This window comes from Agrococcus casei LMG 22410, assembly GCF_900163565.1.
Lineage (GTDB): Bacteria > Actinomycetota > Actinomycetes > Actinomycetales > Microbacteriaceae > Agrococcus > Agrococcus casei.
Genome location: NZ_FUHU01000020.1, coordinates 14,005 through 40,165 on the forward strand (window position 1 = coordinate 14,005; position 26,161 = coordinate 40,165).

Genomic DNA, 26,161 nt, shown 5'->3' on the forward strand with positions numbered 1-26,161 from the left:
GACCGTGAGCGACAGGATCGAAATCGCAGCCGAGTGGGAGCGCGTTGAGCCCCGGTACCTCTGGGTGCAGCTGATCTCGACCATCATCGGCGGGGTAGTGCTGATGGCGATCGTGGGCGTCATCCTGTTCTTCGCGACAAGCCAGAACTGGCTCGCGATCGGCCTGAGCGTCGGGGGGATCTTCGTGCTGACCCTCATCAACGCGATCTTCTCGTTCTTCAGAACTCGCACACTCGGCTACGTGCAGCGCCAGGACGACTTCATGATGCGGCAGGGCATGATGTTCCGCCGATTCGTAGCAGTGCCATACGGCCGACTGCAGATCGTCGACATCGAGCAGGGCCCCATCGAGCGAATGTTCGGACTCAAGAAGCTCAAGTTCGTCACGGCCGCTGCCACGAGCGGCGTCGTGCTGCCTGGCCTCAGCGCCGCGCGCGCCGAATCGCTGCGCGACGAGCTGGTCGCCTCGGCCGAGACCCGGAGAGCCGGGCTCTAGTGTCGACACCCACACCTCCCAACGACTGGAACGGGCAGGCTCAGCCGCCCGCACATCCGTCGCCCGGTGCCCCGAACCCGGGTGTCTCGCAGCAGACGCACCAAGACGCCAAGAACCTCTCAGACGGCGAATGGCACCGCATGCACCCGCTCACTCCGCTGCTGCGCGGTGGGCTGACGCTGCTGGTGTTCATCGGAGTCCTGATCGCCTGGGGACGCGACCGCATCATCGGCTGGTTCTTTCCCGACGCATACGGCTACTACGAAGACGACCCCATCACGATGCTGCTCGAGTCGGGCTGGCTCATCGCGGCGATCGCTGCGGTCGTCGTCATCCTGATCCTCTGCGTCGTCGGCTTCTATGTCTCGTATCGAATGCGCACGTTCCGCATCACGGGCGATGTGGTCGAGCTGCGCGAAGGCATTCTCAACCGCAAGCACCGGCGTGCGCCCCTCGGCCGCATTCAGAGCATCGAGATGCAGAAGCCGTGGCTCGCGCGCATCTTCGGGCTCGCCAAGCTCGAGATCGAGCAGGCGTCGAGCGACGGCAAAGTCGAGCTCTCGTTTCTCAAGGCCGATCTCGCGACCGCACTGCGCGGCGAGATTCTGCACCGCGCATCCGGTCGCAAGCGCGAAGAGGGGCAGGCGACTCCGCAGGGTCAGATGGCTCCGCAGGGGCACACAAGCGGATTCTCGCAGCAGCCGGGTGCGCACGCCGGGTTCGTCGGCGGGGTGCGCAATGAGTTTCTCAACCCCGAGGCCGACCTCCAGCAGCAGGAGCACCAGCTCGTCAGCATGCACGCTGGCCGCCTGATCGCATCGTCGTTTCTGAACTTCCTGCCGTGGGCGGTGTTCCTGACGATCGCCATCATCGTGATCGTGGTCGCCACGGGCGAATGGCTCATTCTGCTCGGGTTCGTGCCGACTGCCATCATCACCGTCGTCGCGGTGTTCGGACAGCTCATCGGGCAGCTGAGGTTCTCGGTGGCGAGCACCGTCAACGGCATTCGCGTCTCGCGCGGGCTCGCGTCGGTGACGAGCGAGACGATTCCTCCCGGGCGCATCTTCTCGATCACGGTCACGCAGCCGATGATGTGGCGCCCGTTCGGGTGGTGGAAGGTCAGCTACGGCCGCGCCACGATGCCGACGGCCAGCTCGAACGGCAACAGCCAGGCGAGCCTCGGCACGGTGCTGCTTCCGGTCGGCAACCGCGCCGACGTCGAAGCAATCCTGCGGCTGGTCATCTCGCCCGATCGGGTTCCGTTCGTCATGCACGAGGCGCTCGAGGGTTCGCGCGGCATCGAGGCCGGGTTCATCACCTCGCCCAAGCGCGCTCGGGCATTCCGCTGGTTCTCGCTGAAGCGCAACGGCATGCACGCCAACGACGAGCTGTTCGTGCTGCGCAAGGGGCGCATCTGGCGCACCGTCAACATCGTGCCGGCCGCTCGCGTGCAGTCGGTGTCGATCTCGCAGGGCCCGATCTACGGACTCGCGAAGCTGGCTCGAGTGCAGTTCCACACCGTCGGCCTGCTCGGCCTGATGAGCCTCGGCGCGATGGATCAGAACGATGTCAACGTCATCTTCGGCCACGCGAACACGACCGTGCGAGGAGCCATGGTGAGCGACAAGTCCGAGACCTGGGGCAGCGACGGCGAGGCTGCGAAGCCCGCGTTCGACGGGCCGCCGCCGAGCCCGGCATACGCAGTCGCTCCCGAGACGCTGCAGCACCTGCAGCCTCCGGCCGGGCCGCCTATGGGCGCGCGCATCGTGCAGACGGGCCCGCCCGCGCATCCGTCTGCTTCGCAGCCGCCGCAGGCTGACCCCAACCGCTGGACGCAGTTCTCGCCCGGTGCTCAGCAGACTGGCGACCAGTTCGGCGACCAGCAGAGCGACTACCAGGACGGCCGCTAGATGCAGCCCGGACGCCTCGGCGTCGGCATCATCGGCGCCGGCCGCGTCGGACCGGTGCTCGGTGCTGCCCTTGCGGGCGTCGGGCACTCGCTCGTCGGCGTGCATGCCATCAGCGAAGACGGCTGGGAGCGTGTCGAGGCACTCATGCCGGATGCGCCGCTGCTCGATGTGCCGACGATTCTCGAGCGCAGCGAGCTCGTCGTGCTCGCGGTGCCGCGCGACCAGCTCGAGCAGCTCGTGGCGGGCCTCGCCGAAGCCGGCCTCTGGCAGCCGGGGCAGCTCGTGCTGCACACCGACGCGTCGTTCGGCACCCAGGTGCTCGAGCCTGCCCGGCTGCAGGGGGCGATTCCGCTCGCCGTGCACCCGGCGATGACGTTCACCGGCACCTCGATCGACCTGCAGCAGCTGCTCTTCTCGTCGTTCGCCGTCACTGCGCCGGCGGCCGTGCTGCCGATCGCGCAGGCGCTCGCGGTCGAGCTCGGCGCTGAGCCGGTTGTGATCGAAGAGGGCGACCGGCCCGCCTACGCCGAGGCGATTGCGACGGCGACCGAGTTCAGCGACTCGATCGTGTCGCAGTCGGCGCGGATGCTCGCTCAGCTCGGCGTCGAGAGGCCCGGCCGCGTGCTGGGCCAGGTGGTGCGCTCGAGCGTCGAAGCCGCGCTCTCGCGCAACTACGACGCCGAGCAGTAGGGGCTGTGCCGAGCACCTGCCGGGCGGCAATACGATGGAAGGCGTGCTTACGACTCTGACGCGCATCCGCGAACTCCGTGAAGCCCTCGACGCCGAGCGGGCTGCCGGCAAGACGATCGCCCTCGTTCCCACGATGGGCGCGCTGCACGAAGGGCATCTGGCGCTCGTTCGCGAGGCGGCTGAGCGAGCAGACATCGTTGTCGCCTCGGTGTTCGTGAACCCCATGCAGTTCGGCGAGGCGAGCGACCTCGAGGCGTATCCGAGAACGCTCGACGCCGACGTCGCACAGCTCGAAGAGCTCGGTGTCAGCCTGGTCTTCGCGCCGACTGTCGATGAGATGTACCCCGACGGCAAGTCTGAGACCGTCGTGCAGGCGGGTGCTGTCGGGTTTCTGTACGAAGGCCGCAGCCGCCCCGGCCACTTCGACGGCGTGCTGACGGTGGTGTCGAAGCTGTTCCACATCGTGCACCCCGACGTCGCGGTGTTCGGCGAGAAGGACGCCCAGCAACTGTTTCTCGTCAAGCGCATGGTGCGCGACCTCAACATGCCCGTCGAGATCGTCGGCGTGCCGACCGAGCGCGAAGACAGCGGGCTCGCCCTCTCGAGCCGCAACGGCCGCATTGAGCCGTCGCGAAAGGCGGATGCGCTGGTGCTGAGCCAGGCGTTGCGGGCAGCCAGCCGCTCGGCAGATCAGGGGGTCGAGGCGATGCTCAGTGCGGCGCAGGGCGTCGTGCAGTCAGACAGCGGGGTGTCGCTCGACTACCTCGCAGCCGTCGACCCCGAGACATTCCGCGCGATCCCCGACAACCACAGGGGACCAGCCCGCGTCATCATCGCCGCTCGCGTTGGCGACGTGCGGCTGATCGACAACACCATGGTGAGCGTCGACTGAGCTGACCAGTTCAGCGGCGTCGGCGCGGCTTCGATCGCGTGCGGCGACTGGGCTTCGAGCGCCTCGACGACCTGACGCTGCGGCGCGGCCGCGACCTGGATGACGAGTTGCGGCGCTCGCGTCGGCGACGGCGCCGGCGGTCATCGATCCCGTCGCTGCTGCGCCCGCGTGCCATGCCGCCCGGAAGCAGCAGCCTGCTCCAGGCGATCAGCAGGCCGCCGACTGTCAGCACCACCAGCCAGGTGCCGCGAACCGAATCCTGCTCCCACGTTCCCTCGAAGAGGATCGTCGCCAGGGGGACGGCGCCCGCGAAGAAGGCGAGTGTTCCGACGATTCCGAGGGCGTTGCGCATGAGGGGGAGCGTAGCCGACCGCCTGCAGAGCCTTCTGGACGACACCCGACAGGGCCACCGCATCCGCCGACTCTCGATAGGCTTGAGGGCATGACAGATGTGCCCGACAACACCGCCGCGCCCGAGAACGCGCAGACCGCTGAAGAAGCCCTCGCCGCTGAGGCAGAGAGCACCGAGCAGCACCAGGTTCGCCTCGCGAAGCGCCAGCGCATGATCGACTCAGGCATCGCCCCGTACCCCGTCGCGGTCGCGGTCACGCACCGCATCGCAGACGTGCGCGAGCAGTACGCGCACCTCGAGTCGGGCGAAGAGACGGATGCCGTTGTCGGCGTCGCAGGTCGCGTCGTGTTCGCGCGCAACACGGGCAAGCTGTGCTTCGCTTCGCTGCAGTCGGGCGACGGCAGCCGCATCCAGGCCATGGTGTCGCTGGCCGAGGTCGGCGAGGAGTCGCTGGCCAGCTGGAAGGACCTCGTCGACCTGGCAGACCACGTGTTCGTCACCGGTCGCGTCATCTCGTCGCGCCGCGGCGAGCTGTCGATCATGGTCACCGACTGGCACATCGCATCGAAGGCCCTGCGCCCGATGCCGAACCTGCACGCCGAGCTGAATGACGAGACGCGCATGCGACAGCGCTACCTCGACCTCATCGTGCGCGACCAGGCGCGTCAGAACGTGCGCATCCGTGCCGCTGTCAACGCGTCGATGCGCGAGACCTTCGCCGGCCACGACTTCACCGAGCTCGAGACGCCGATGCTGCAGCGCGTGCACGGCGGCGCATCCGCTCGTCCGTTCGTGACGCACTCGAACGCGTTCGACACCGAGCTGTTCCTGCGCATCGCGCCTGAGCTCTACCTGAAGCGCGCTGTCGTCGGCGGACTCGAGCGGGTGTTCGAGATCAACCGCAACTTCCGCAACGAGGGAGCCGACTCGACGCACAGCCCCGAGTTCGCGATGCTCGAGGCGTATGAGGCATACGGCGATTACATGACGATCGCCGACCTCACGCAAGAGCTCGTGCAGAACGCCGCCCTGGCCGCTACCGGCGGGCTCGAGGTCGAGCTGACCGATGGGTCGGTGTATGACTTCTCGGGCGAATGGCAGAAGCTGCCGATGTACGAGTCGCTCTCGGAGGCCGCTGGCCGCGAGGTCACGGTCGAGACGTCGCTCGACGAGCTGCTGGCATGGGCAGGCGAGCTCGAGATTGAGGTCGACCAGCCGACGCACGGCAAGCTCGTCGAAGAGCTGTGGGAGCACTACGTCAAGCCCGGGCTCGACAAGCCCACCTTCGTCATCGACTTTCCGGTCGACACGTCGCCGCTCACCGCCGCGCACCGGTCGAAGCCGGGCGTTGTCGAGAAGTGGGACCTCTACGTGCGCGGCTTCGAGCTGGCAACCGGATACTCGGAGCTCATCGACCCGGTCGACCAGCGCGAGCGCTTTGTGGCGCAGGCGTCGCTCGCGTCGCGTGGCGATGTCGAGGCGATGCCGCTCGACGAGGACTTCCTGACCGCTCTCGAGCACGGCATGCCGCCTTCGGGAGGCATGGGCATGGGTGTCGACCGCCTGCTGATGGCCGTGACCGGCAATGGCATTCGCGAGACGATTCTCTTCCCGCTGGTGAAGTAGCCGGGGCCGCTGGCCCTGAACTCCCTTTGGAGTTCAGGGCACGCGGTAGAATGGCAGGCATGCCAGAAGAATTTTGGGCGAACGCGATCTTCTCGCTCGTTCCCACGTTGGTCATTGTGCTGCTGTTCTGGTGGATCCTGCGCACCATCATCCGCGGCGACCGCACCGCGCGCCGCGTCTACGACAAGATCGAAGCAGAAGAGCGCGCCAAGGCCGGACTGCCGCCGAAGCAGTCCTGAGCACCGCGCCTTAGCTGCCGCTCAGTTGGTCGGCGGCTGCCAGTGTCCGCGGTTCGACTGCTGACCCGCGTCGTCGCGCTGCTCTGAGCCCGGCTGCGCAAACGGCTCGCGTGTCGTGAACGCGCCGTCGCGCGCTCCGCCGTACGACTGCCCATCCGCCGCCGGCGCACTTCCCACTGATGCACTGCCGACTGGGGCACTGCCGACTGGGGCACCGCCCTGCGGGCGCGGCGCATACGGGTTGTGCTGCGAAGGAGCAACCGCGCTGGGCGGGGGAGCATACGTCGGTGCCGCGGCACTTGCAGGAGGCGCATAACCAGGCTGCCTGCCGAACTGCTGCGCCCCAGGCTGGCCCCCATACTGCTGACCTCCAGCCCCGTACCCGCCCATCGGGTTCGAGACACCGCCAGCAGCGGGGCGAGGTGCACCTGCGTAGCCGACCGGTCCGCCGAATGCGACTGCATATGCGGGCGCCAGCAGCGCCTCGGCGCCGGGAGCTCCGACAGTGACGCGCTGCTCCTTCTTCAAGAAGAAGTGCGCCAGTGCGTACGAGGATCCGAGCGCGAACATCGCGAGCCCGAAGGATGCGAGCACGATCAGCGGGCTCTGGACGCCGGCGGCGCCGCCCATGGTCGGGTCGAGCGCCGAGACGCCCATGAACGCCAGCGGCAGCATGATGAACATGTTGTTGAGCGTGTGCAGCGCGGATGCCGCCTCGAGCCCGCCGGTGCGGTGCGTGAGCAGCGAGCAGACCCAGCCGACGCACATGAGCTGCAGCGTCGCGAGCGAGAATCCGTGCCCGTGGATGGCGCCGAAGATGAACCCGGTGACACCGCCCGAGACGAGTGCCGCGACGATCTGGTGGGGGATCCATCCGCCGATCTTCTGCGTCAGCACGCCGCGGAACAGGAACTCCTCACCTGTCGCCTGCAGCGGCGTCAGCAGCAGCACTGAGAACACCAGCAGCCAGTTCGGGTCGAACTGCCAGGTGAGCCCCTCTTCGACCATGAGTGTGAAGCCGATGTAGATCGCGAACGGGCCGGCGAAGAGGCCGAGCGCCTTCAGTGTCAGGCCCCACCGCCACTTGCCGGCGACGCTGAGCAAGTACTTCCAGGCTCCGGGACCGTAGATGGCCATCGTCGCGATCGATCCCGCGATCATGATGCCCCAGCCGATGTTGGTCACGACCAGCAGCCAGTCTGAGGTCATGAGCAGCGACATGAGCTGGTTCGGATCGGTCAGCGCCGTCATCGGGGCGTCGGCCAGCAGGAAGAACACGAGAATCGTCGACGGCGCCTGGCTGAGCAGGAACATGCCCAGTGCGATGCCGAGGCCGAGCAGGAACCTGCCCCAGCGCTTCGGCAGCGGCCTGAAGGCGCTGGCATAGGTCTGACCGGCGAGCGGCATCACCGCAGGCGTGCCGCTCTTGCGCGGCTGAGGCGCCTGCTGCATCGGCGCCAACGGAACACCGCCGGGACCGAGATCCCACGGACGCGCGCCGCCGACTGCTCCCGGTGCCGTCCAGTTGCCGGCTCCCTGTCCGAACTGGGGCTGCACATAGCCCGACTGGGCATTCGCCGCCTGGCCGTTCGGATTCTGGCCATACGGGTTACCGGGTGTGTACGACATCGCGCCCTTTCAGAAGATCGTATCCAGGGTAGTCGTGACGCCTATGCGCCAGGTGAACACTGTGCGGCAAGCGAACAGAGACACGGATGCGCGGGCGCAGCAGCCAGCGGGCTCAGGGTTCCAGCGGCCGCAGGGTGAACAGATCGCCAGGCTGGCAGCCGAGGGCGTCGCAGAGTGCGATGAGCGTCGAGAACCTGATGGCCTTCGCCCTGTCGTTCTTGAGAACCGAGAGGTTCACGACGCTGATGCCCACCGCATCCGCCAACTGCGTCAGCGTGAGGCTCTGCTCGTACGCAAGCTCGCCGACTCGGCAGTGGAGGCGCGAGAGGTTGACTTCGCCCGGCATCAGACGAGCCCGTCGGCGTCGTTCTTCACGCGCTGCCCTGCCCTGAAGGCGATTGCGGCGGCGCCGAGCGCTGCGATCAGCAGGAACGACGTCGAGCTGATGGTCGCGACCGCTCCGAGCGCCGCGTTGTCGTCGAACGCGCCGAGCGCCGCCATGCTGAGCACTCCCGGAATGAGCTCGCTGCCGACAAAGGCCGCCGCGACACCTGCCGCAGCCCAGATGAACGCGTGCTTCGCCTGCGACAGGAAGGTGTCGCCGCGCAGCATCCGCTCTGCCATGTTCGCGACTGTGATCAGCACGATGAGAAGCCCGCCGCCGCCGATGACCAGGCTTGCGTAGAAGAGGGCGTAGAGGCCCCAGCCGGCACCTTCAACCAGGGCAGTGCCCTCGATGCCGCTCAGCGTGACGTTCGGCAGGTCGTCGACGAGGGCGCCGGCCGAGCTGTCGGCGACCACGACCGGAACCGGCACGCCGCCCATGATGAACGGCGCCACGATCCCGAACACCAGCACGATGGCCGCGCCGATGACTCCGATGATCGCGAACGCCTGCAACACCCGCAGCGTCGACCGCTCGTTCTTGGTGAGGGGCTCGGGGCCCGACGTCTGCTCGTCCATGATCACTCCATATCGATTGTCGTTGGTATCGATAATCGCTAACCTATCGACATTCGTTATGCCGCGCAATCCCTCAGGGCGACTTGCCCCTCGCGGATCGCCTCGTGCCTGCCCGCCGACAGCGAACAACGGCACAAAGACACCCCATGCGCGGTTACAGTCGATGCCAAGACGTTAGGAGAACCGCATGTTCGAGAGGTTTACGGATCGCGCTCGTCGCGTCATCGTGCTCGCGCAAGAAGAAGCGAAGATGCTGAACCACAACTACATCGGCACCGAGCACATCCTGCTCGGCCTCATTCACGAGGGCGAAGGTGTTGCGGCGAAGGCGCTCGACCAGTTGGGAATCTCGCTGGATGCGGTGCGCGAGCTCGTGCAGGAGATGATCGGGTCGGGTGCCACCCCGTCGACCGGTCACATCCCCTTCACGCCGCGCGCGAAGAAGGTGCTCGAGCTCAGCCTCCGCGAGGCTCTGCAGCTCGGCCACAACTACATCGGCACCGAGCACATCCTGCTCGGCCTGATCCGCGAGGGCGAAGGCATCGCCGCGAAGGCGCTCGTCAAGCTCGGCGCCGACCTCAACACGGTGCGCCAGACGGTCAACCAGCTGCTCTCGGGCAGCCAGGGCAAGGAAACCGCTGCTGTCGGCGGCGAGTCCGGCACGGCCACCGCATCCGAGACGCGCGGCTCGCAGATTCTCGACCAGTTCGGCAAGAACCTCACGCAGGCCGCACGCGACGGCAAGCTCGACCCCGTCATCGGCCGCGAGAAGGAGATGGAGCGGGTCATGCAGATCCTGTCGCGCCGCTCCAAGAACAACCCCGTGCTGATCGGTGAGCCCGGCGTCGGCAAGACGGCCGTCGTCGAGGGCCTCGCGCAGGCCATCGTCAAGGGCGAGGTGCCCGAGACGCTCAAGGACAAGCACGTCTACACGCTCGACCTCGGCAGCCTCATCGCCGGAAGCCGCTACCGCGGTGACTTCGAAGAGCGCCTCAAGAAGGTCACGAAGGAGATCCGCAACCGCGGCGACATCATCACGTTCATCGACGAGATCCACACCCTCGTCGGCGCTGGTGCCGCAGAGGGCGCGATCGATGCCGCGAACATCCTGAAGCCGCTGCTCGCACGCGGTGAGCTGCAGACGATCGGCGCGACGACGACCGACGAGTTCCGCAAGCACTTCGAGAAGGACGCCGCTCTCGAGCGCCGCTTCCAGCCGGTGCAGGTCTCCGAGCCCTCGGTGGCGCACACCATCAACATCCTCAAGGGCCTGCGCGACCGCTACGAGTCGTTCCACAAGGTGACCATCACCGACAGCGCGCTCGAGTCGGCGGCCACGCTCGCCGACCGCTACGTGCAGGACCGCTTCCTTCCCGACAAGGCAATCGACCTGATCGACGAGGGCGGCGCGCGTCTGCGCCTGTCGATCCTGTCGGCTCCTCCCGAGCTGCGCGACTTCGACGACAAGATCGCCGACGTTCGCACCCGCAAGGAGAAGGCGATCGAAGAGCAGGACTTCGAGGGCGCTGCCAAGCTGCGCGACGAAGAGAAGAACCTGCTCGGCGAGCGTCTGCGCCTCGAGAAGAAGTGGCGTTCGGGCGAGGGCGGCCCCACGGGCACCCTCGACGAGGGCGTCATCGCCGAGGTGCTCGCAAACGCGACCGGCATCCCGGTGTTCAAGCTGACCGAAGAGGAGTCGGCACGCCTCATCTTCATGGAGAAGGCGCTGCACGAGCGCGTCATCGGCCAGAAAGAGGCTGTCAGCGTGCTCGCCAAGACCATCCGCCGTCAGCGCGCCGGCCTCAAGGACCCGAACCGCCCATCCGGCTCGTTCATCTTCGCTGGCCCGACCGGCGTCGGAAAGACCGAGCTCGCGAAGGCACTCGCCGAGTTCCTGTTCGACGACGAAGACGCACTGATCTCGCTCGACATGTCGGAGTTCGGTGAGAAGCACACCGTCAGCCGCCTGTTCGGAGCCCCTCCCGGATTCGTCGGATTCGACGAGGGCGGCCAGCTCACCGAGAAGGTGCGCCGCAAGCCGTTCTCGGTCGTGCTGTTCGACGAGATCGAGAAGGCACACCCCGACATCTTCAACTCGCTGCTGCAGATTCTCGAAGAGGGCCGTCTCACCGACGGTCAGGGCCGTGTGGTCGACTTCAAGAACACGATCATCATCATGACGACCAACCTCGGCACGAAGGACATCTCGGGCGGCCCCGTCGGATTCGTCGCAGAGGGCGACACGAAGACCGACTACGACCGCATGCGCGGCAAGGTGAACGAAGAGCTGAAGAAGAACTTCCGCCCCGAGTTCCTGAACCGTCTCGACGAGACGATCGTGTTCCCTCAGCTGTCGAAGAAGGACCTCCTGCAGATCGTCGACCTGTTCGTCGCGCGCCTGTCGGATCGTCTGATGGATCGCGCCATGACCGTCGAGGTGAGCACCGCCGCCAAGGAGAAGCTGATCGAGCTCGGCTACGACCCCACGCTCGGTGCGCGTCCGCTCCGTCGTGCGGTGCAGCGCAACGTCGAAGACGCGCTCAGCGAGAAGATCCTGCACGGCGAGCTGCTGGCAGGCCACCACGTGAAGGTCGACTACGACGGCAAGGAGTTCGTGTTCGAGCACGAGCTTCCCGAGCCGACGCCAGTGTCGGTGGGTGCAGCCGAGAAGACGGATGCGCAGATCGAGTCGACAGATGGCGACGAGACGACAGGTGATGAAGGCGGAGAAGAGTCCGCATAGCGTCACCGCGTCAAGGCGAATGAGGGAAGGGCTTCGGCTCTTCCCTCTTCGTTTTGACGCCTGCCCTTTACCTGTGGTTCATGCGTGGGGGATACTGTTGCAATGCCCTTGGCGCGTCCCTGCGCCGTCGGGGCCCCTTGCCAGTTGACTCACCATGAAATGAGCTGAACGTGATCAAGCACCGCACATCGCGTCGGGCTTTCGGACTCACGGCAGTCGCCGTGTCAGCAGCGCTTCTGCTGCCGGCTGCGGCTGCCGCTCAGGCCGATCCGACAACGCCCGGTGATGACGAGTCCCTCGTCAACATCCTGTACTTCAACGACTTCCACGGTCGTCTCGACTCCTACGAGAACCTCACGGTCGGCTTCGCCGCAAAGCTCGAAGAGCTGCGCGCTGAGAACGGCGAAGAGAACTCGGTCGTCATCGCCGGAGGCGACAGCGTCGGCGGCACGCTCTACACCTCGTCGTCGCAGAACGACGACCCGACGATCTCAGTGCTCAACGCACTCGAGATCGACGCCTCGGCACTGGGCAACCACGAGTTCGACAAGGGCATCGACGACCTGGAGAACCGGATTCTTCCCGGTGTCGACTTCCCGTACCTGGGTGCGAACGTCACCCACGACGGAGCCCCCGTCGGCGAAGACGGCGGCGTGACACTGGTTGACGTCGGCGGTGTGACGGTCGGCATCATCGGTGCTGTCACGCAGCAGACCCCCGGTCTCGTCGACCAGGCCGGCATCGAAGGCGTTGAATTCGGCGACCCGGTCGCAGCGGTCAACGAGCAGGCGTCGGCGCTCAAGGAGAGCGGCACAGCCGACGTGATCATCGCGACCTACCACGAGGGTGCGACGGTCGAGCTGCCCGCGAACGCAGAGCAGGACGCTCAGGCCGCGGCGCTGCAGACCGCGATGAGCGAGCAGCAGGCCTTCGACAGCATCGTCAACGAGACGTCGGCTGACGTCGACGTCATCGTCAACGGCCACACCCACAAGATGTACAACTGGATGGCGCCTGTTCCGGGCAGCGACGAGCTGCGTCCTGTTCTGCAGGCCGGCGAGTACGCCGCCAACATCGGCCAGATCCCGCTGCTCGTGAACAACACGACCGGTGAGGTCAGTGTCGACACGGCCAACTTCCAGCTGCACCCGACCAAGGGCGCCGTGATTCCTGAGGGCAACGACCGCGTTGACCAGGTCGCGCAGATCGTCGCAGACGCTGGAGCCGAGGCCGAGATCCTCGGTGGTGAGGTCATCGGCAGCATCGAGGGCGACATCACGACCGCCTTCCAGGGTGAAGTACGCGACGACCGCGGCAACGCATCCGCAATGGGCACGCTCGTCGCCAACATGTACCGCGACGCGACCGCCGAGCAGGGCGGCGCCGAGATCGGCATCGTCAACCCGGGTGGTCTTCGCGCTGACCTCTACGAAGAGACCAACGCAGGCGAGCTGACCGTTCGCCAGGCTGTCGATGTGCTGCCCTTCGCGAACAACCTGTTCACGGGCGACTTCACGGGCGCGCAGCTCAAGGCAGTGCTCGAAGAGCAGTGGCAGCCGGCAGAGGCGAGCCGCCCCTACCTGCAGCTCGGTCTCAGCGACAACGTGCAGTACACGTCTGACTCGTCACGCGAGCAGGGTGACCGCATCACGGGCATCTGGCTCGAGGGCGAGCTCGTCACTGACGAGCAGGTCATTCGCGTTGCACTGCCGAGCTTCCTGACTTCGGGCACGGGCGACAACTTCTTCACCCTCGGTGACGGAGCCAACGTCATGGACTCGGGCATCGTCGACTCTGACGCGTTCCAGCAGTACTTCAAGGACAACCAGCCGCTGACGCCCGACTACAGCCGCACGCAGCTCGACCTGGTCGGCTTGAACCCTGTTGGGACGCTTGAGGTTGCAGTCGGCGACACCATCGCGTTCGACGTCAACAAGGTCAACCTCACGTCGATCGGCGCTCCGGTCTCTGAAGAGATCACGGTGCTCTTCGGCGACGATGAGCTGACATTCCCGGTCGAGGCCAACTCGGCCGCTGTGTCGTTCGAAGTTCCGAACGTCGCAGTCGACGGCATGCAGATCCGCGCAGGCGGCGTGCTCGTGGATGTCGCGGTAGCGGTTTCGGGCGTCTCTGACGAGCCGACCGACCCGAGCGACCCCACGGATCCGACCGACTCCGACGACCCGACCACTCCGACAGACGATGACGCCACTGGCGACGACGATCTGCCTGAGACCGGCTTCGAGATCTCTGGTGTGCTGCTCGCACTCGCAGCAGTCGTGCTGATCGGCGGCGGGGCCCTGACCCTGCGCACTCGCCGCAGCTAGCATCCGCTGAATGAAATGGGCGTCTCTTCGGAGGCGCCCATTTCGCACGTTCAGACAAAGATTGCAGGCGCATCCGGCGTAGCGTGAAGCGCAATCACGACGAAGGGAAGACGGATGCGCTTCACAGTCACACAGAACATGACACTCGACGGTCGGATCGAGATGCTCGACGACTGGTTCGACCCGACGCTGCAAGACGAAGAGCTGACGGCGGCCATGCGCGAGCACTCTGAACGGGAGTCACATCTGGTGCTCGGCAGGCAGACGTTCGAGGACTTTCGCGGCTACTGGCCGAAGCAGGCCGACGACACGACGGGAGTCGCCGAGCACCTCAACACGGTCGAGAAGCTCGTTGTCACGTCGTCGACCGACGATCTGCACTGGCAGAACAGCCGGTCGGTCGGCAGTGATCCCGTGGCCACGGTGCGCGAGCTGCGGGAGACGCCGGGAGATCTTGCAGGTGCGACCGGCAGCATCCGAGTGGTGCATGCCCTGGCCGAAGCCGATGTCGTCGATGAGTATCACCTGCTCGTCTACCCCGTCTGGCAGGGGCGTGGGCGAGGCTTGTTTCGCGATGACCTGGCGGCTCCGAAGCTACGACTCAAGTGGACGAAGGCGTTCGAGTCGGGAGTGGTCTGGAACGCATACGACGTCACGCGGCGGGTATAGCCTTGGCTGATTGACCAGTAGGAGGTTCGCGTGGCTGAGACCCGCGTCCGGCAGGCGCTGCCGGCAGACGTTCGCCAGATGCATCGACTGATCGAGCCGTACGTCAACCGACGAATCCTGCTGGGCAAGGAGCTCGTGAACCTCTTCGAGGCGATCCAGGAGTTCGTTGTCGCAGAAGTCGACGGCAAGGTCGTCGGATGCGGCGCGTTGCACGTCATGTGGGAAGACCTCGGCGAGATCCGCACGATCGCGGTCGACGAGGGAGCGCTCGGTCACGGCGTCGGCAAGACGATCTACATGGCGCTTGAAGAGCGTGCGAAGCAGCTGGGGCTGTCGCGCCTGTTCTGTCTGACGTTCGAGGTCGAGTTCTTCTCGTCGCGCGGATTTGAGGCTGTTGCCGAAGAGGTTGTCGACCGCGACACCTACTACGAGCTGCTGCGCTCGACCGACGGGGGCATCGCTGAGTTCCTCGACTTGGCTGCGGTCAAGCAGAACACGCTCGGCAACACCCGAATGATCAAGCAGCTCGACTAGCCTGTTTGCGTGGCGAAACGACTCTCGGCGAAACAGCGCAGGCGACGCACCTTCACGGTGCTGATCCTGCTGGTGCTCGTCGGCCTGACAGCGTGGGCGGTGCTGCACTTCTCGAGTGCTGACGAAGGCGGGACTCCGCCGACGACCAGCCCCACCGCATCCGCTGAACCGAGCGAAGAGGCGACTCCGAGCGACTCTGTCGACTACGAGGGGCTAGGGCCCAGCGGTCTGCCGAGCGATGCGCCAGCTTGCGAGTACGCCGACATCCAGGTCGAGGCGCTGACTGACAAAGAGTCGTACGCCGCCGATGACGAGGTCGAGATGCGATTCTCGATCGTGAACACGGGCGATGTGCCGTGCCAGGTGAATGTCGGCACGGGCGAGCAGGATTACGAGATCAAGGCGGAGGGCGAGACTGTCTATCAGTACAGCCACTGCACCAGTGATCGTGTCGATCAGGTTGTGACGCTCAACCCCGATGAGGGTCGTGTGACGACGCCCATCGAGTGGGATCGCACGTACTCCGACGAGAAGAACTGTGACGACGACCTCGACGAGGTTCCCGCGGGCGGTGTGGAGTACACGCTGACGGTTTACGTCGCCGGCATCGAGTCGGTTGAGCCGGTGCCGTTCACACTCAAGTAGCGCCCGGTCAGAGCTGGTGCAGGTCAGAAGTCGGGGATGCCCTTGGGCTCTGCCGGAGCCGAGTAGGCGTCTGCGAGCCTCTTCGCGAGTGAGACAGCAGTCGTGACCGTGCCGGCCTTCGCACTGATGACGTCGCGATAGCCGAGCCGGGCAGCCTCGCTCGTTCTGCGGTCTTCGACGGATGCGCGCCGCACCTCGCCTGCGAGCGAGATCTCGCCGATCGCGGCGACGGTGTGCGGCAGGGCGAACGCGCGGGCGCTGCTGGCGATCGCGATGGCGATTGCGAGGTCGGTCGCGGGCTCGACGAGCTTTAGGCCGCCGACCGTGGAGACGTAGACATCAGCCGCTGCGAGATTGACCCCCGTGTGCCGCTGCAGCACGGCGAGGATCATCGCGACGCGGTTGCCGTCGACGCCATTGACGACGCGGCGAGGGTTCGGGGTCGAGCTGGGGGAGACGAGCGCCTGGATCTCTACGGGGATCGCGCGGCGGCCCTCCATAGCGACCGTCACGCAGGTGCCCTGCATGGGCTCGGGCTGGCGTGACAGGAACAGCTCTGACGGGTCGGGCACCTCTCTGATGCCGTCGCCCGTCATCTCGAAGCAGCCGACCTCGTCGGTGGGGCCGAAGCGGTTCTTTGTGGTGCGGATGAAGCGCAGGGCGCTCTGGCGGTCGCCGTCGAAGTGGGCGACGACGTCGACCAAGTGCTCGAGCACGCGCGGGCCAGCGACGTTGCCGTCTTTGGTCACGTGGCCGACGATGAGGATGGGTATGCCCGACGCCTTCGCCTGCCGCGTGAGCGCCGCAGCGACGTCGCGAACTTGGCTTGGGCCTCCGGCGATGCCGTCGTTGCCCGAATTGGCGACCGTCTGCACGGAGTCGACGATCACAAGCGACGGCTCGACCTCGGTGATGTGGCCGAGCACCGTGGCGAGGTCGGTTTCGCTGGCGAGCAGCAGATGCTCGGTGAGAGCACCCGTGCGCTCGGCGCGCAGTCGCACCTGGTGCAGCGACTCTTCAGCGCTGACGTAGAGCACCTTCTCGCCGGTCTTGGCAACGCGGCTGGCGAGCTCGAGCAGCAGCGTCGACTTGCCGACGCCGGGCTCGCCCGAGCACAGCACGACAGCACCCGGAACGATGCCGCCGCCGAGCACGCGATCGAACTCGTCGATGCCGGATGTGCGGCGCGGTGCATCGGATGTCGTCACCTCGGTGATCGGCACTGCGCGGGCGGATGCGCTGGGTGCCACGGCGACGACGGCTCGCTTGCCGAGGGCGCTCGAGCCGATCTCTTCGACGGTGCCCCAGGCCTGGCACTCGTAGCACCGACCAACCCATTTGGGGCCAGTCCAGCCGCACTCGACACAACGATAGGAGGACTGTGCTTTTGCCATGCGAGCAACGCTACCGGTCACCGCTGACACGAGTGGTGCGATGGTCGGGTTTGCGGCGCAACCGTGCGGAAGTGTAAGCTTCCGGATTGGTGACGTGTCCGAGCGGCCGAAGGTGCGACACTCGAAATGTCGTGTAGGCAACCCCTACCGTGGGTTCAAATCCCACCGTCACCGCCGCTGAAAGCCCCCTCCTGCGAGGGGGCTTTTGCCTTGCCCGCGCCCCCCTGCGGGTGCTGCCGTGCAGCGCGTCGAGGCCGGCCATGACGTCCTCGTCCTCGAAGGCCGTGACCGCGTCGGCGGAAGACTGCTCACCACCGAGATCGTCTGTTTCGTCAGCACTGCCCCCTAGATACCTGACGCTGAGGAGGTGTCGGAGGAGAGAAACCTCACAGAGGAAAGTGATCGGATCCAGATAGCATGTGGCTCATAAACGAGCAGACATCGTACTCAGAGAGGAGCGCGCACCGAGCGCGAGACAGATGATGAGAACAATGCACAGACCAGCGGGAGCGGTCGTCGCTGCCATCCTGGCGCTATCCCTTGTGGGGTGCTCCTCCGACCAGGCAGACGCGCCGGATGAGGAGACCGACGGCGACTCCGCTGCCAGCGTCTACGAGTTCCAGACGAATGGCATCGAGCCGTCGAACGAAGTGACCATCCGAGTCCCTGATGATCTCCGAGAGGTTATGGGGACGGACGGGGACGGCATGGTCGTTGACCAGATCGTTGTGACTGGACGCGAACTTGACGACGCCCAGTACTGCGCCGCCGATCTCTCCATGAGCTACCTCGGGAACCAGCCACTGGACATGATTGCGGCGAACGATGCTCCTACCGACCGTGAGAGCGTGGTTCAGACCTTCATCAACAGAATTCCCGACAGCGGAGTTGACGACGAAGCATCCGTTGTCGAATGGCTCGACAGCGCGATCGAAAGCCGCATCGCGAGCGGTTACAGCGAGAGCGACATCTCCGACTCTTTCGAGGACCTTTTCGGTACGCCGGTCGATCTGGAGAGCGACACGTATCTCAGCCCTTATCAGGACGGCGACACTGGCCAGGACGTCTTCGACCGCTACGCCGGCAGCGCGTCCGACGAGCAGGCTCCGGGAACCACCATCGTTGCGGAAAGCCTCGGGCTCGATGACGCCCGTGTGCAGACCGACCTCGACGAGTCCGCGCCAGAGGAAGGTACTTACGTGAGTGAAGACTTCGCGACGGTTACGGTCGTCGGCGATTGCGCCACCTCCGCGACCGACCCGGACAACGCGATCGAGATTGAGCTTCCATCCGTTGACGCCGACGGAAAGAGCGACACCACCGCGACGGTGCAGCTGTCGGCGATGACCGACGGCACCATCGGCGTTGCAGGCGAAGTCAAGGACTACATGCGCGATGCCAACGACAACTGGATCGCGAACTGACCCTGCTTCGTTCGACGCAGAACCCCGCAGCCCTCAAGCTGCGGGGTTCTGCGTTTTGAGAGCCCCGACTACTCGCGTGGCTTGGTCTTGAACGTCAAGCCCACGACGATCCCGATCATCGCGCCGATCGCGATGCCGAAGAACCAGTCGTCCCAGAGCATGCCGAGGACCACAGCTGTGAAGAGTGCGGCGATGAACGCGGCGTACCAATTGGGGTGGGCCTTCTCGTCGTCCATACTGCAACGCTACGAGACACCGACCCCCGTCGCTTCCCCCACCCGGCTGAGGTCTGCAACTGTGCACGAAATGCCGCGATTTGCGCATCCGTGCGCGAGATGCCGCAGAACCTGCGGTTTCTGGTCACATTGCGGCTTTCCGCAAACACCACCCGAACCCCGCTGCGTCGTCAACCGTTTGACTGACAACCGAACGACTGACACACACTTCCATCATGCGGAAGATGATCAGAATCACCGTCGCTGGTGAAGTTGAAAGCATGCAAGACAACCCCGTTCGCACACGCTTCTCAGACAAGCTCACCTCACGCAAGGGCGCCTGGTGGTCGCTCGCCGCAGCCATCATCGCCATGGTCGCCCTTTTCGGCGTATTCGGCAGCTCCCAAGCCCTTGAGGGCACGAAGCCCGCACCGCTCGACTCCGAGTCGTCTCGGGTCGACGCGCTGCTTGAGCAGTTCCCCGATGCCGACAAGCAGTCGATCATGGTCGTCGCCTCACGCGACGACGGCGATGCCTTCAAGGACAAAGACCTGACCGCACTCGAAGACCTGCTTCCGGTGCTCGACGCTCGCGCGGCCGACGCATCCAACGGCCCCATCGTGAGCGAAGACGGTCAGGCCGCTCTGCTCGTCATGCCCATCGAAGTGGGCGAGAGCAACACCGAGACCTCGGGCATCATCGGCGAGATCCGCGCAGACCTCGCCGACAACGCGATCGACGGCATCACGCTGCAGGTCACGGGCGGCCCAGCATTCGGTGCAGATATCGCCGGATCATTCGAAGGTGCGAACTTCACCCTGCTGCTGGTCACGATCATCATCGTCGCCGTGCTGCTCATCATCACGTACCGCTCGCCGGTGCTGTGGCTGATTCCACTCGTGGTCGTCGCCCTCGCAGACGGCCTCGCCGGCCGCATGACAGCAGCAGCGGGCTCAGCCTGGGGCCTCTATTTCGACGGCGGGATCATCAGCGTGCTCGTCTTCGGAGCCGGCACCAACTACGCCCTGCTGCTCATCTCGCGCTACCGCGAAGAGCTCGCCCTCAACGACGACCACCGCATCGCGCTCAGCAAGGCATGGCGCAAGACGATGCCGGCCATCCTCGCCTCGAACGTCACGGTCGTGCTCGCCCTGCTCACGCTCGTGCTCGCCGTCATCCCCGGCACACACGGCCTCGGCATCTCGTCGGCGATCGGCCTGCTGATCGCGCTCGCGGCAGTGCTGTTCATGCTTCCGCCGCTGCTCGCAGTCTGCGGCCGCAAGGTGTTCTGGCCTTTCGTGCCCCGCCCCGGCCAGGCGGTCAAGCGGGGGAGCGTCTGGCGCGGCATCGCAACGCGCGTCGTCGCGCGCCCCGTCGTCAGTCTCACGGCAGGCCTCGGCCTTCTCGCGGTCATGGCAGTCGGCCTCTTCGGAACCACCGTCGGACTCGACCAGGTCGAGAAGTTCCGCGTGCAGTCAGAGTCGGCCGCCGGCCTCGAGACGCTGTCGGGCCACTTTCCGGCGGGCGAAGCACAGCCCATCTTCATCGTCGCGTCGAGCGATGAGGCGGATGCGGTCGTCGCGGCCGTGCAGGATGTCGAGGGCGTCGTGCGTGCTCACCCAGCCGGTGTCTCAACAGACGAGTTGCTCACTCGCATCATGGTGACGAGCGAGTACGCGCCGAGCACTGCGGAGAGCCTCGAGCAGATCACCGAGCTGCGTGCGACCGCTCACGCAGTCGAAGGAGCGGATGCGCTCGTCGGGGGAGCAGTCGCGACCGACCAGGACGCGCGCGACGGCAATGTGCAGGACCTGCTGCTCATCGCACCGCTCGTACTCGCAGTCTGCTTCATCGTGCTGGTGCTGCTGCTGCGCTCGGTGATCGCCCCCGTGCTGCTGCTGCTCGTGAACTTTGCGAGTGCCATCGCGGCGATCGGCGCAGGCGCATGGCTCAGCCGCGTGCTGTTCGGCCAGCACGCGCTCGATCTGCAGGTGCCGCTGCTGTCATTCCTGTTCCTCGTGGCACTCGGCATCGACTACACGATCTTCCTCGTGCACCGAGCCCGACACGAAGCGGGCAGGCTCGGAACCCGCGCAGGCATGGTCGAAGCGGTGTCGCACACGGGTGCCGTCATCACCAGCGCAGGCATCGTGCTCGCGGGTGTGTTTGCGGCGCTCGGCGTGCTGCCGCTGGTCACGCTCGGCCAGCTCGGGCTCATCGTGGGCGTCGGTGTGATCGTCGACACGATCGTGGTGCGGTCTGTGATCGTCCCGGCGATCTTCACCCTCGTGGGCGACCGCATCTGGTGGCCGACGAAGCCGCAGCAGGTGGCCGACCACTAGCTCGCTACTCCTGCAGCGCGCTCCCGAGCATCGACATCGACACGGCTCGCGCATCCCGGGCACGGTCACCACGGTGCTCGACGAACAGATCGACCAGCTGCTCGGTGAGCAGCATATGGGCGGCGCGGGATGCGTGAATCAACTCGTCGCGGAAGCTTTCGTTGACGGGCGGCACGACGAGTGTGACATCGGCCAGCTCTGCAGCGGCCGAGCGCGCGAACGAGGTGATCGCGAGCACCTTCGCGCCGCTGGCCTTCGCAGCGCGCATGGCGTCGAGCGTGGCACGGTTGGCCCCGGAGCCTGAGAACGCCACACACGCCGACCCGGCACCCAGCTGGCGCGCTGAGATCTGCTGCGCCATCGCATCCATCAGCTGCTCGGCTGGGCGACCGGCCGAGTTCAGGCGCAACATCATGTCGAGCCCGAGCGGAATCGAGAGTCCGTTCGCGAGCACGAGCACGCGGTCGGCGTCGTCGAGTGCCGTGATGAAGGCGACCAGCGATTCCTCAGTCATCGCCGACATCGCGTGCGAGAGCTCGCCGCCGAAACGCCCGACGCGGGCGCGAAGGCCGCCGAGCATCGAACCGTCACCGGCATCGTCGGTCGGCTGTTGCATGGCGAGCTCCTGCGCGAGCGCGACGCGCAGCTGCGGGTAGCCGCCGTAGCCCAGCGACTGCGCGGCTCGAATCACCGTGGTTCGTCCGACACCGACTGCGTCTGCGAGCTCTTGCGCCGTGCTTTCGACCGTCGTCGAGCGGTCGGCGAGGATCCACTCAACGACACGGCGCTCGGTCGGCTGCAGCGACGGCGCAAGCGAGACGATGCGCGCGCTCGGCGGTGCGTCAGCTGCTCCTTGCCACGTCACGGACCTTGGCCCCTTCCATGATGCGGCGGCGGATCGCACCCGAGACTGCATCCATGAGCATCGTCGCGATGACGACGACGATCAGCAGCATCCCGACGGTGTCCCACTGCCTGAAGTTGGTGTAGTTCGAGAGCATACTGCCGATGCCCCCGGCGCCCACGAGTCCGAGAACAGCAGAGGTGCGGATGTTGATCTCAAAACGGTAGAGCGCGAACGACATGAGCGTCGGCGCGGCAGCCGGCCACAGCGCCCAACGCGTGACCTCGGCGGTGTTGCCGCCAGCGGCTCGAACAGCTTCCGAAGCGCCCTCCTGCACCGATTCGATCGTCTCGTAGACCCACTTGCCCTGAGTTCCGATGCCGGCGATGCCGAGGGCGAGTGCACCTGTGAAGGGTGTCAGCCCGGTCACGGTCAGCAGGATGAGGGCGATGATCACTTCAGGAATGGCTCGGATCACGGCGAAGACACCGCGAAGCGCCGTGCGAAGCCACCACGGGCCGACGCCGTTGGCTGCGAGCATGCCGAGTGGAATCGACACCACGACGCACATGATCGCGCCGAGCCACGCCATCGAGATCGATCGCCAGGTCTCGAACAGCGCCCTCGGCAGCTTCTCGAGGTTGGGCGCTTCGAACATAAGGCGCAGGTAGTGCGCGATCTGCCCCGGCATGGCGGGCAGGTCGCTCCATGTGATCTTGAGTCCAGCGCCGGCCACCAGCACGACGGCGCCGACAGCGATCGCGAACACGGTCGACCAGAGTCGGCTCGGCTTCGTTGGAGTCTGCAGCTCTGTCTGGGCGGGAAGCTTCACCGGTGTCTGCAATCCGGTCATACAAGCCTCTTTCGCAGCAGGTTCGACATGATCTCGATCAGAATGACAACCACGAGAATCTCGAGGATGATCACCGAGACGTCGCCGTAGGCGTAGAACGCACGACGCTCGTCGAGAATGCGGCCGATACCGCCCGCACCGACGATGCCGAGGATCGCCGAAATGCGCACGTTGAGCTCGAGTGTGTACAGCCACTGGTTCGCGAACAGCGGCCACGTCTGCGGCAGTGCGGTGACGCGGTTGATCTGCAGCTGCGTGCCGCCAGCCGCGTGACCGGCTTCCATGTAGCCGTGGTCAGACGAGTCGATTGCCTCAGAGACGAGCTTCACGACGATGCCGATGTTGAACAGGAACAGCGTGAGCACTCCGGGCAGAGCGCCGACGCCGACCATCGCAACCAGCACAGTCGCGAAAACGAGGTCGGGGACCGAACGCACAATGTTGACGAGCGTGCGCACAGTGATGCGGGTCCACGAGTTGGGGTTCGTCGGCGAAGCGGCCCAGAGGGTGATCGGAACAGAGACGATGGCGGATGCGACGGCACCGACGAGCGCCATCTGCAGGGTCTCAAGCATGGGCGCCCAGGTGCGCGGCAGGAACGCGAAGTTCGGCTGCAGCAGCTGCAGCATCTTGCCGGCTCCGTTGCGCCAGTTGCGCACGATCGCGCCCACGTCGAGGTCGATGCCGCCGATGGCCGGAATGCACGTGGCGACCGTGAACGCGACGAAGGCAGCGACGATCAGCGCGGTGCGAAACCGGTTCGTCGGGCGCGCTGGAACCGCTAGCTCACCCGTCGTCATGCCCGCGCATCCAGGGTGTCGTCCGACTGAATGGGCCGGCCGTAGATCTGCTCGAAGTCGGCGTCGGTCGCCGCGCCCGCAGGCCCGTCGTAGACGACAGCGCCGTCGCGCAGGCCGATCATGCGCGTCGTGTACTGACGAGCGAGATCCATGAGGTGGATGTTGATGAGCACTGTGAGGCCGCGCTCGCCGTTGATGCGACGCAGGTCGCGCATCACACCGTGAGCCGTGGGCGGGTCCAGGCTCGCGACAGGCTCGTCAGCGAGCATGATGCTGGGCTGCTGCGTCAGTGCGCGGGCGATCGCCACACGCTGCTTCTGCCCGCCCGACAACGCGTTCGCACGCGCCCAGACCTTCTCGAGCATCCCGACCGAGTCGAGGGCGCGCAGAGCCAGCTCGCGGTCGGCCTTGGTCGGCAGTCCCAGCAGGGTGCGAAACGGTGAGGAGTGCGCGAAGCGGCCGACGAGCACGTTGTGGAAGACGTCGGTGCGTTCGGCAAGGTTGAAGCCCTGGAAGATCATGCCGATGTGGCCGCGCGCTTCGCGCAGGCGGCGTCCGCTCAGGCCAGTGATCTCGTGGGGTCCGACGGTCACGGTGCCGTCGGTGGCCTGCACGAGGCCGTTGATGGTGCGGATTAGCGTTGACTTGCCCGAGCCTGAAAGACCGACGATCGACACCATTTCGCCCGGCTCGATGCGCAGCGACACGTCTTGCAGCGCTTTCGTTCCGTTCGGGTAGGTGACCGAGACGCTCTTCAGCTCTACGGGCCACGACGTGGAGGCCGGAATGTCTCCGGCCTCCACGCGGCGTGCATCAGTGTGCATGCGGATGTGCTCCTGGTGTGGGTCAGTTCGAGAAGAGCGCGAGGATCTCGCCGTAGCGGGTGATCTCGTCCTCTGCGGTCTCGCTGGTCCAGTCGGAGAGACCGACAAGGTTGAACATCACGTCGGCGGCCTCGTCTGACGAGTCGGCGTAGTCGTCCATGAGGGTGGTGAGCTGCTCGGTGAGGTCAGCAGGCAGTGACGACGACACTGCAACGCCGCCGTTCGGGATCATCTCGGTGTAGGCGAAGGCGACGACCTTTTCGGCCACGTCAGGTGCCTCTTCGGTCACCGTGGTGCGTGCGTCCCAGTAGGCGAAGCTGACTTCGGCGTCACCGTTGTAGACCGAGAGCACAGCGTTGTTGTTGCCCTCGACCGGCACCTGCGTGATGTCGGCGTCGGTGTCGATGCCCGCATCCTGCATGGCGACGACGGGGTACTGGTAGCCCGCCGGCGATGTGGCGGCCTGCAGCGCGACCTTGGTGCCACTGTCGATGTTCGAGAAGGCGTCGAGACCTGCGGGGCCCTCGCCCATCGAGGTCTCGCCGGGCTCGATACCGTTGCAGAACGACAGCTCGATGTCGCTGGCGGCGTAGTTCGCCATGACGGGCTCGTCGTCGCAGTACTTGTCGGGGTTGTTCGTGTAGGCGACAGCCGAGTACGCGGTGGCACCGAAGCGCACGTCACGCAGGATCAGCTCTGCGCCGAACTGCTCGGTCGCGTTGTAGAGCGAGCCTGCGTCAGTGATGACGACCTGCGCCTGGTCTGCTCCGAGCGCCTCGACGGTTGCCGCGTAGTCGTTGGCGACGACGCCGTTGACCTCGATGCCGAGGTTCTCTGAGAGGTAGGCGGTCAGCGGGTCGAGCGCTTCGGCGAGGTCTTCGCCCTCGACCGAGGGAACGAGTGAGATGGTGATCGAGTCGGGCCAGTCGCCTGACTCGCCAGAGTCGGAGCCGCCGGTGTCGCCGCTGCAGCCAGCGAGTGCAAGTGAGGCGACCACGAGGGTGCTGGTCGCGATGAGTGGTTTGCGCATTCTCGGGAGTTACCTTTCGAGGCGGGGGGATGCGCCTTCTGGCGCTGGGGTGCTGGATGCCGCGGATGCGGCCCAGGCTTCGATATCGGGGCGAAGCTCGGCGATCGTCTGCCCGCGCATCGTGACCGATTCGGGTGACGTCGAGGCTGTCGCGCCGACAAGTGCTGTGTCCGCTCCGAGGGCGACGGCCGGAGCCAGGTCGAACTCGAAGATGTCGCCGATCGCGAGCACGGGCCCGTCTTCAAGGGCGAGTCGGATGATCGGAGTGAGTCCCGCAGGCTTGCCGACAGCAAAGTGCACCGCGTCGAAGCGCTCTCGGACGCCCCACGAGTCGAGCACGCGGTACACGCCGGCTGCGGGTGCGTTGGTCGCGAGCACCAGGCGTGCGTGCCTGCCGAGACTCTCGAGAATCTCGTCGATGCCCTCGACAGCGCTGACCGGCGCCTCGGGGGTTCCGAGCACGTCGCGGCTGCGAGCGTAGGCGTCGCTGAGCGCTGCTGCTTCGACGCCGTCGGCTGCTGCAAGCGAGCCGACCACGTCGTAGCCGTCGCGGTACCCGCCGCCGCCGGCGTCGTACTCGGCCAGTGCCGTCTCGACGCGCTCGAGGTACTGCGCTCCGGCAAGGGGTGCGGCGCATTCGGCGTAGGCCATGACAGGGCCGTGGCCGATGGCAAGCGTGCCATCGAAGTCGAAGACGATGGTGGCGGTCACTCAGGCTCC

26 protein-coding genes and 1 tRNA gene are annotated in these 26,161 nt (G+C 66.0%); 15 read left to right on the forward strand and 12 right to left on the reverse strand.

Annotated features, from left to right (window positions below; all coding sequences use genetic code 11):
* Positions 1-4: 4 nt before the first annotated feature.
* Genes CZ674_RS03060 through panC form a run of 4 tightly spaced genes read left to right on the forward strand, consistent with a single transcriptional unit; the run spans position 5 to position 3,988 of the window.
* Complete coding sequence (locus CZ674_RS03060; protein WP_086991066.1) at positions 5-496, forward strand: PH domain-containing protein; 492 nt, start codon at positions 5-7, stop codon at positions 494-496.
* A complete protein-coding gene (locus CZ674_RS03065) occupies positions 496-2,406 on the forward strand; it encodes a PH domain-containing protein (RefSeq protein WP_086991067.1) in 1,911 nt (636 codons plus the stop codon). Before CZ674_RS03060 ends, CZ674_RS03065 begins: the two co-directional genes overlap by 1 nt.
* Positions 2,407-3,096 carry a Rossmann-like and DUF2520 domain-containing protein gene (locus tag CZ674_RS03070; protein ID WP_086991068.1) on the forward strand — a complete coding sequence of 230 codons (690 nt, stop codon included), beginning with the start codon at positions 2,407-2,409 and terminating at the stop codon, positions 3,094-3,096.
* A 34-nt stretch (positions 3,097-3,130) separates the two neighbouring features.
* Positions 3,131-3,988 (forward strand): pantoate--beta-alanine ligase, encoded by an 858-nt coding sequence (gene panC / locus CZ674_RS03075; RefSeq protein ID WP_086991069.1) that lies wholly within the window; start codon positions 3,131-3,133, stop codon positions 3,986-3,988.
* A gap of 10 nt (positions 3,989-3,998) precedes the next feature.
* Here panC and CZ674_RS03080 read toward each other — a convergent pair whose 3' ends face one another.
* Positions 3,999-4,340 (reverse strand): hypothetical protein, encoded by a 342-nt coding sequence (locus CZ674_RS03080; RefSeq protein WP_086991070.1) that lies wholly within the window; start codon positions 4,338-4,340, stop codon positions 3,999-4,001.
* A 90-nt stretch (positions 4,341-4,430) separates the two neighbouring features.
* On the opposite strand from CZ674_RS03080, the gene lysS reads away from it, so the two are divergent.
* Together lysS and CZ674_RS03090 are read left to right on the forward strand one after the other, a co-directional pair.
* Positions 4,431-5,966, forward strand: coding sequence for a lysine--tRNA ligase (gene lysS, locus CZ674_RS03085; RefSeq protein ID WP_086991071.1), 1,536 nt, complete (start codon positions 4,431-4,433; stop codon positions 5,964-5,966).
* Between the two features lie 59 nt (positions 5,967-6,025).
* Entirely contained in the window at positions 6,026-6,205 is a 180-nt protein-coding gene (locus CZ674_RS03090) for a hypothetical protein (RefSeq protein ID WP_086991284.1), read from the forward strand.
* Between the two features lie 21 nt (positions 6,206-6,226).
* Here CZ674_RS03090 and CZ674_RS03095 read toward each other — a convergent pair whose 3' ends face one another.
* From CZ674_RS03095 to CZ674_RS03105, 3 genes are all read right to left on the reverse strand, one after another.
* Positions 6,227-7,834, reverse strand: a complete 1,608-nt coding sequence (locus CZ674_RS03095; protein WP_086991072.1) for a CPBP family intramembrane glutamic endopeptidase — start codon at positions 7,832-7,834, stop codon at positions 6,227-6,229.
* Between the two features lie 112 nt (positions 7,835-7,946).
* Positions 7,947-8,180, reverse strand: coding sequence for a helix-turn-helix domain-containing protein (locus tag CZ674_RS03100; protein WP_086991073.1), 234 nt, complete (start codon positions 8,178-8,180; stop codon positions 7,947-7,949).
* A complete protein-coding gene (locus tag CZ674_RS03105) occupies positions 8,180-8,797 on the reverse strand; it encodes a hypothetical protein (protein WP_086991074.1) in 618 nt (205 codons plus the stop codon). Before CZ674_RS03105 ends, CZ674_RS03100 begins: the two co-directional genes overlap by 1 nt.
* 187 nt (positions 8,798-8,984) lie before the next feature.
* On the opposite strand from CZ674_RS03105, the gene CZ674_RS03110 reads away from it, so the two are divergent.
* From CZ674_RS03110 to CZ674_RS03130, 5 genes are all read left to right on the forward strand, one after another.
* Complete coding sequence (locus CZ674_RS03110) at positions 8,985-11,540, forward strand: ATP-dependent Clp protease ATP-binding subunit (protein ID WP_086991075.1); 2,556 nt, start codon at positions 8,985-8,987, stop codon at positions 11,538-11,540.
* Between the two features lie 170 nt (positions 11,541-11,710).
* On the forward strand, positions 11,711-13,867 hold the full coding sequence (locus CZ674_RS03115; RefSeq protein WP_086991076.1) for a bifunctional metallophosphatase/5'-nucleotidase: 2,157 nt from the start codon (positions 11,711-11,713) through the stop codon (positions 13,865-13,867).
* Between the two features lie 114 nt (positions 13,868-13,981).
* Positions 13,982-14,536, forward strand: a complete 555-nt coding sequence (locus tag CZ674_RS03120; RefSeq protein ID WP_086991077.1) for a dihydrofolate reductase family protein — start codon at positions 13,982-13,984, stop codon at positions 14,534-14,536.
* 30 nt (positions 14,537-14,566) lie between these two features.
* Entirely contained in the window at positions 14,567-15,070 is a 504-nt protein-coding gene (locus CZ674_RS03125; protein WP_086991078.1) for an amino-acid N-acetyltransferase, read from the forward strand.
* 9 nt (positions 15,071-15,079) lie between these two features.
* Entirely contained in the window at positions 15,080-15,715 is a 636-nt protein-coding gene (locus CZ674_RS03130) for a hypothetical protein (protein ID WP_086991079.1), read from the forward strand.
* A gap of 23 nt (positions 15,716-15,738) precedes the next feature.
* On the opposite strand, the gene radA is transcribed toward CZ674_RS03130, so the two are convergent.
* Positions 15,739-17,109: a DNA repair protein RadA gene (radA, locus tag CZ674_RS03135; RefSeq protein ID WP_086991080.1), complete on the reverse strand. Its 1,371-nt coding sequence runs from the start codon at positions 17,107-17,109 to the stop codon at positions 15,739-15,741.
* Between the two features lie 88 nt (positions 17,110-17,197).
* On the opposite strand from radA, the gene CZ674_RS03140 reads away from it, so the two are divergent.
* From CZ674_RS03140 to CZ674_RS03145, 3 genes are all read left to right on the forward strand, one after another.
* Positions 17,198-17,283 (forward strand) — tRNA-Ser (locus tag CZ674_RS03140).
* Positions 17,284-17,347: 64 nt separating this feature from the next.
* Positions 17,348-17,458, forward strand: coding sequence for an FAD-dependent oxidoreductase (locus CZ674_RS14585; RefSeq protein ID WP_200810031.1), 111 nt, complete (start codon positions 17,348-17,350; stop codon positions 17,456-17,458).
* A gap of 358 nt (positions 17,459-17,816) precedes the next feature.
* A complete protein-coding gene (locus CZ674_RS03145) occupies positions 17,817-18,533 on the forward strand; it encodes a hypothetical protein (RefSeq protein WP_143244617.1) in 717 nt (238 codons plus the stop codon).
* Positions 18,534-18,601: 68 nt separating this feature from the next.
* Here the strand turns inward: CZ674_RS03145 and CZ674_RS14105 are convergent, their stop codons facing one another.
* On the reverse strand, positions 18,602-18,769 hold the full coding sequence (locus tag CZ674_RS14105) for a hypothetical protein (protein WP_159456880.1): 168 nt from the start codon (positions 18,767-18,769) through the stop codon (positions 18,602-18,604).
* A 260-nt stretch (positions 18,770-19,029) separates the two neighbouring features.
* Here CZ674_RS14105 and CZ674_RS03150 point away from each other — a divergent pair, with 260 nt between their 5' ends.
* On the forward strand, positions 19,030-21,090 hold the full coding sequence (locus CZ674_RS03150; protein WP_086991285.1) for an MMPL family transporter: 2,061 nt from the start codon (positions 19,030-19,032) through the stop codon (positions 21,088-21,090).
* Positions 21,091-21,094: 4 nt separating this feature from the next.
* Here CZ674_RS03150 and CZ674_RS03155 read toward each other — a convergent pair whose 3' ends face one another.
* From CZ674_RS03155 to CZ674_RS03180, 6 genes are read right to left on the reverse strand one after another with little or no spacing between them, the layout of a single operon-like run.
* Entirely contained in the window at positions 21,095-21,955 is an 861-nt protein-coding gene (locus tag CZ674_RS03155) for a MurR/RpiR family transcriptional regulator (protein WP_234988402.1), read from the reverse strand.
* Positions 21,933-22,787, reverse strand: a complete 855-nt coding sequence (gene phnE, locus CZ674_RS03160; RefSeq protein WP_086991083.1) for a phosphonate ABC transporter, permease protein PhnE — start codon at positions 22,785-22,787, stop codon at positions 21,933-21,935. Before phnE (CZ674_RS03160) ends, CZ674_RS03155 begins: the two co-directional genes overlap by 23 nt.
* Positions 22,784-23,587, reverse strand: a complete 804-nt coding sequence (gene phnE, locus CZ674_RS03165; RefSeq protein ID WP_086991084.1) for a phosphonate ABC transporter, permease protein PhnE — start codon at positions 23,585-23,587, stop codon at positions 22,784-22,786. The genes phnE (CZ674_RS03160) and phnE (CZ674_RS03165) overlap by 4 nt, the downstream gene beginning before the upstream one ends.
* The gene (gene phnC, locus CZ674_RS03170) at positions 23,584-24,411 is read right to left on the reverse strand and encodes a phosphonate ABC transporter ATP-binding protein (RefSeq protein WP_086991085.1); all 828 of its coding nucleotides are present in this window, start codon (positions 24,409-24,411) and stop codon (positions 23,584-23,586) included. The genes phnE (CZ674_RS03165) and phnC overlap by 4 nt, the downstream gene beginning before the upstream one ends.
* 22 nt (positions 24,412-24,433) lie before the next feature.
* Positions 24,434-25,441 (reverse strand): phosphate/phosphite/phosphonate ABC transporter substrate-binding protein, encoded by a 1,008-nt coding sequence (phnD, locus tag CZ674_RS03175; RefSeq protein WP_086991086.1) that lies wholly within the window; start codon positions 25,439-25,441, stop codon positions 24,434-24,436.
* A 9-nt stretch (positions 25,442-25,450) separates the two neighbouring features.
* Positions 25,451-26,152, reverse strand: coding sequence for an HAD family hydrolase (locus CZ674_RS03180; RefSeq protein ID WP_086991087.1), 702 nt, complete (start codon positions 26,150-26,152; stop codon positions 25,451-25,453).
* Between the last annotated feature and the right edge of the window lie 9 nt (positions 26,153-26,161).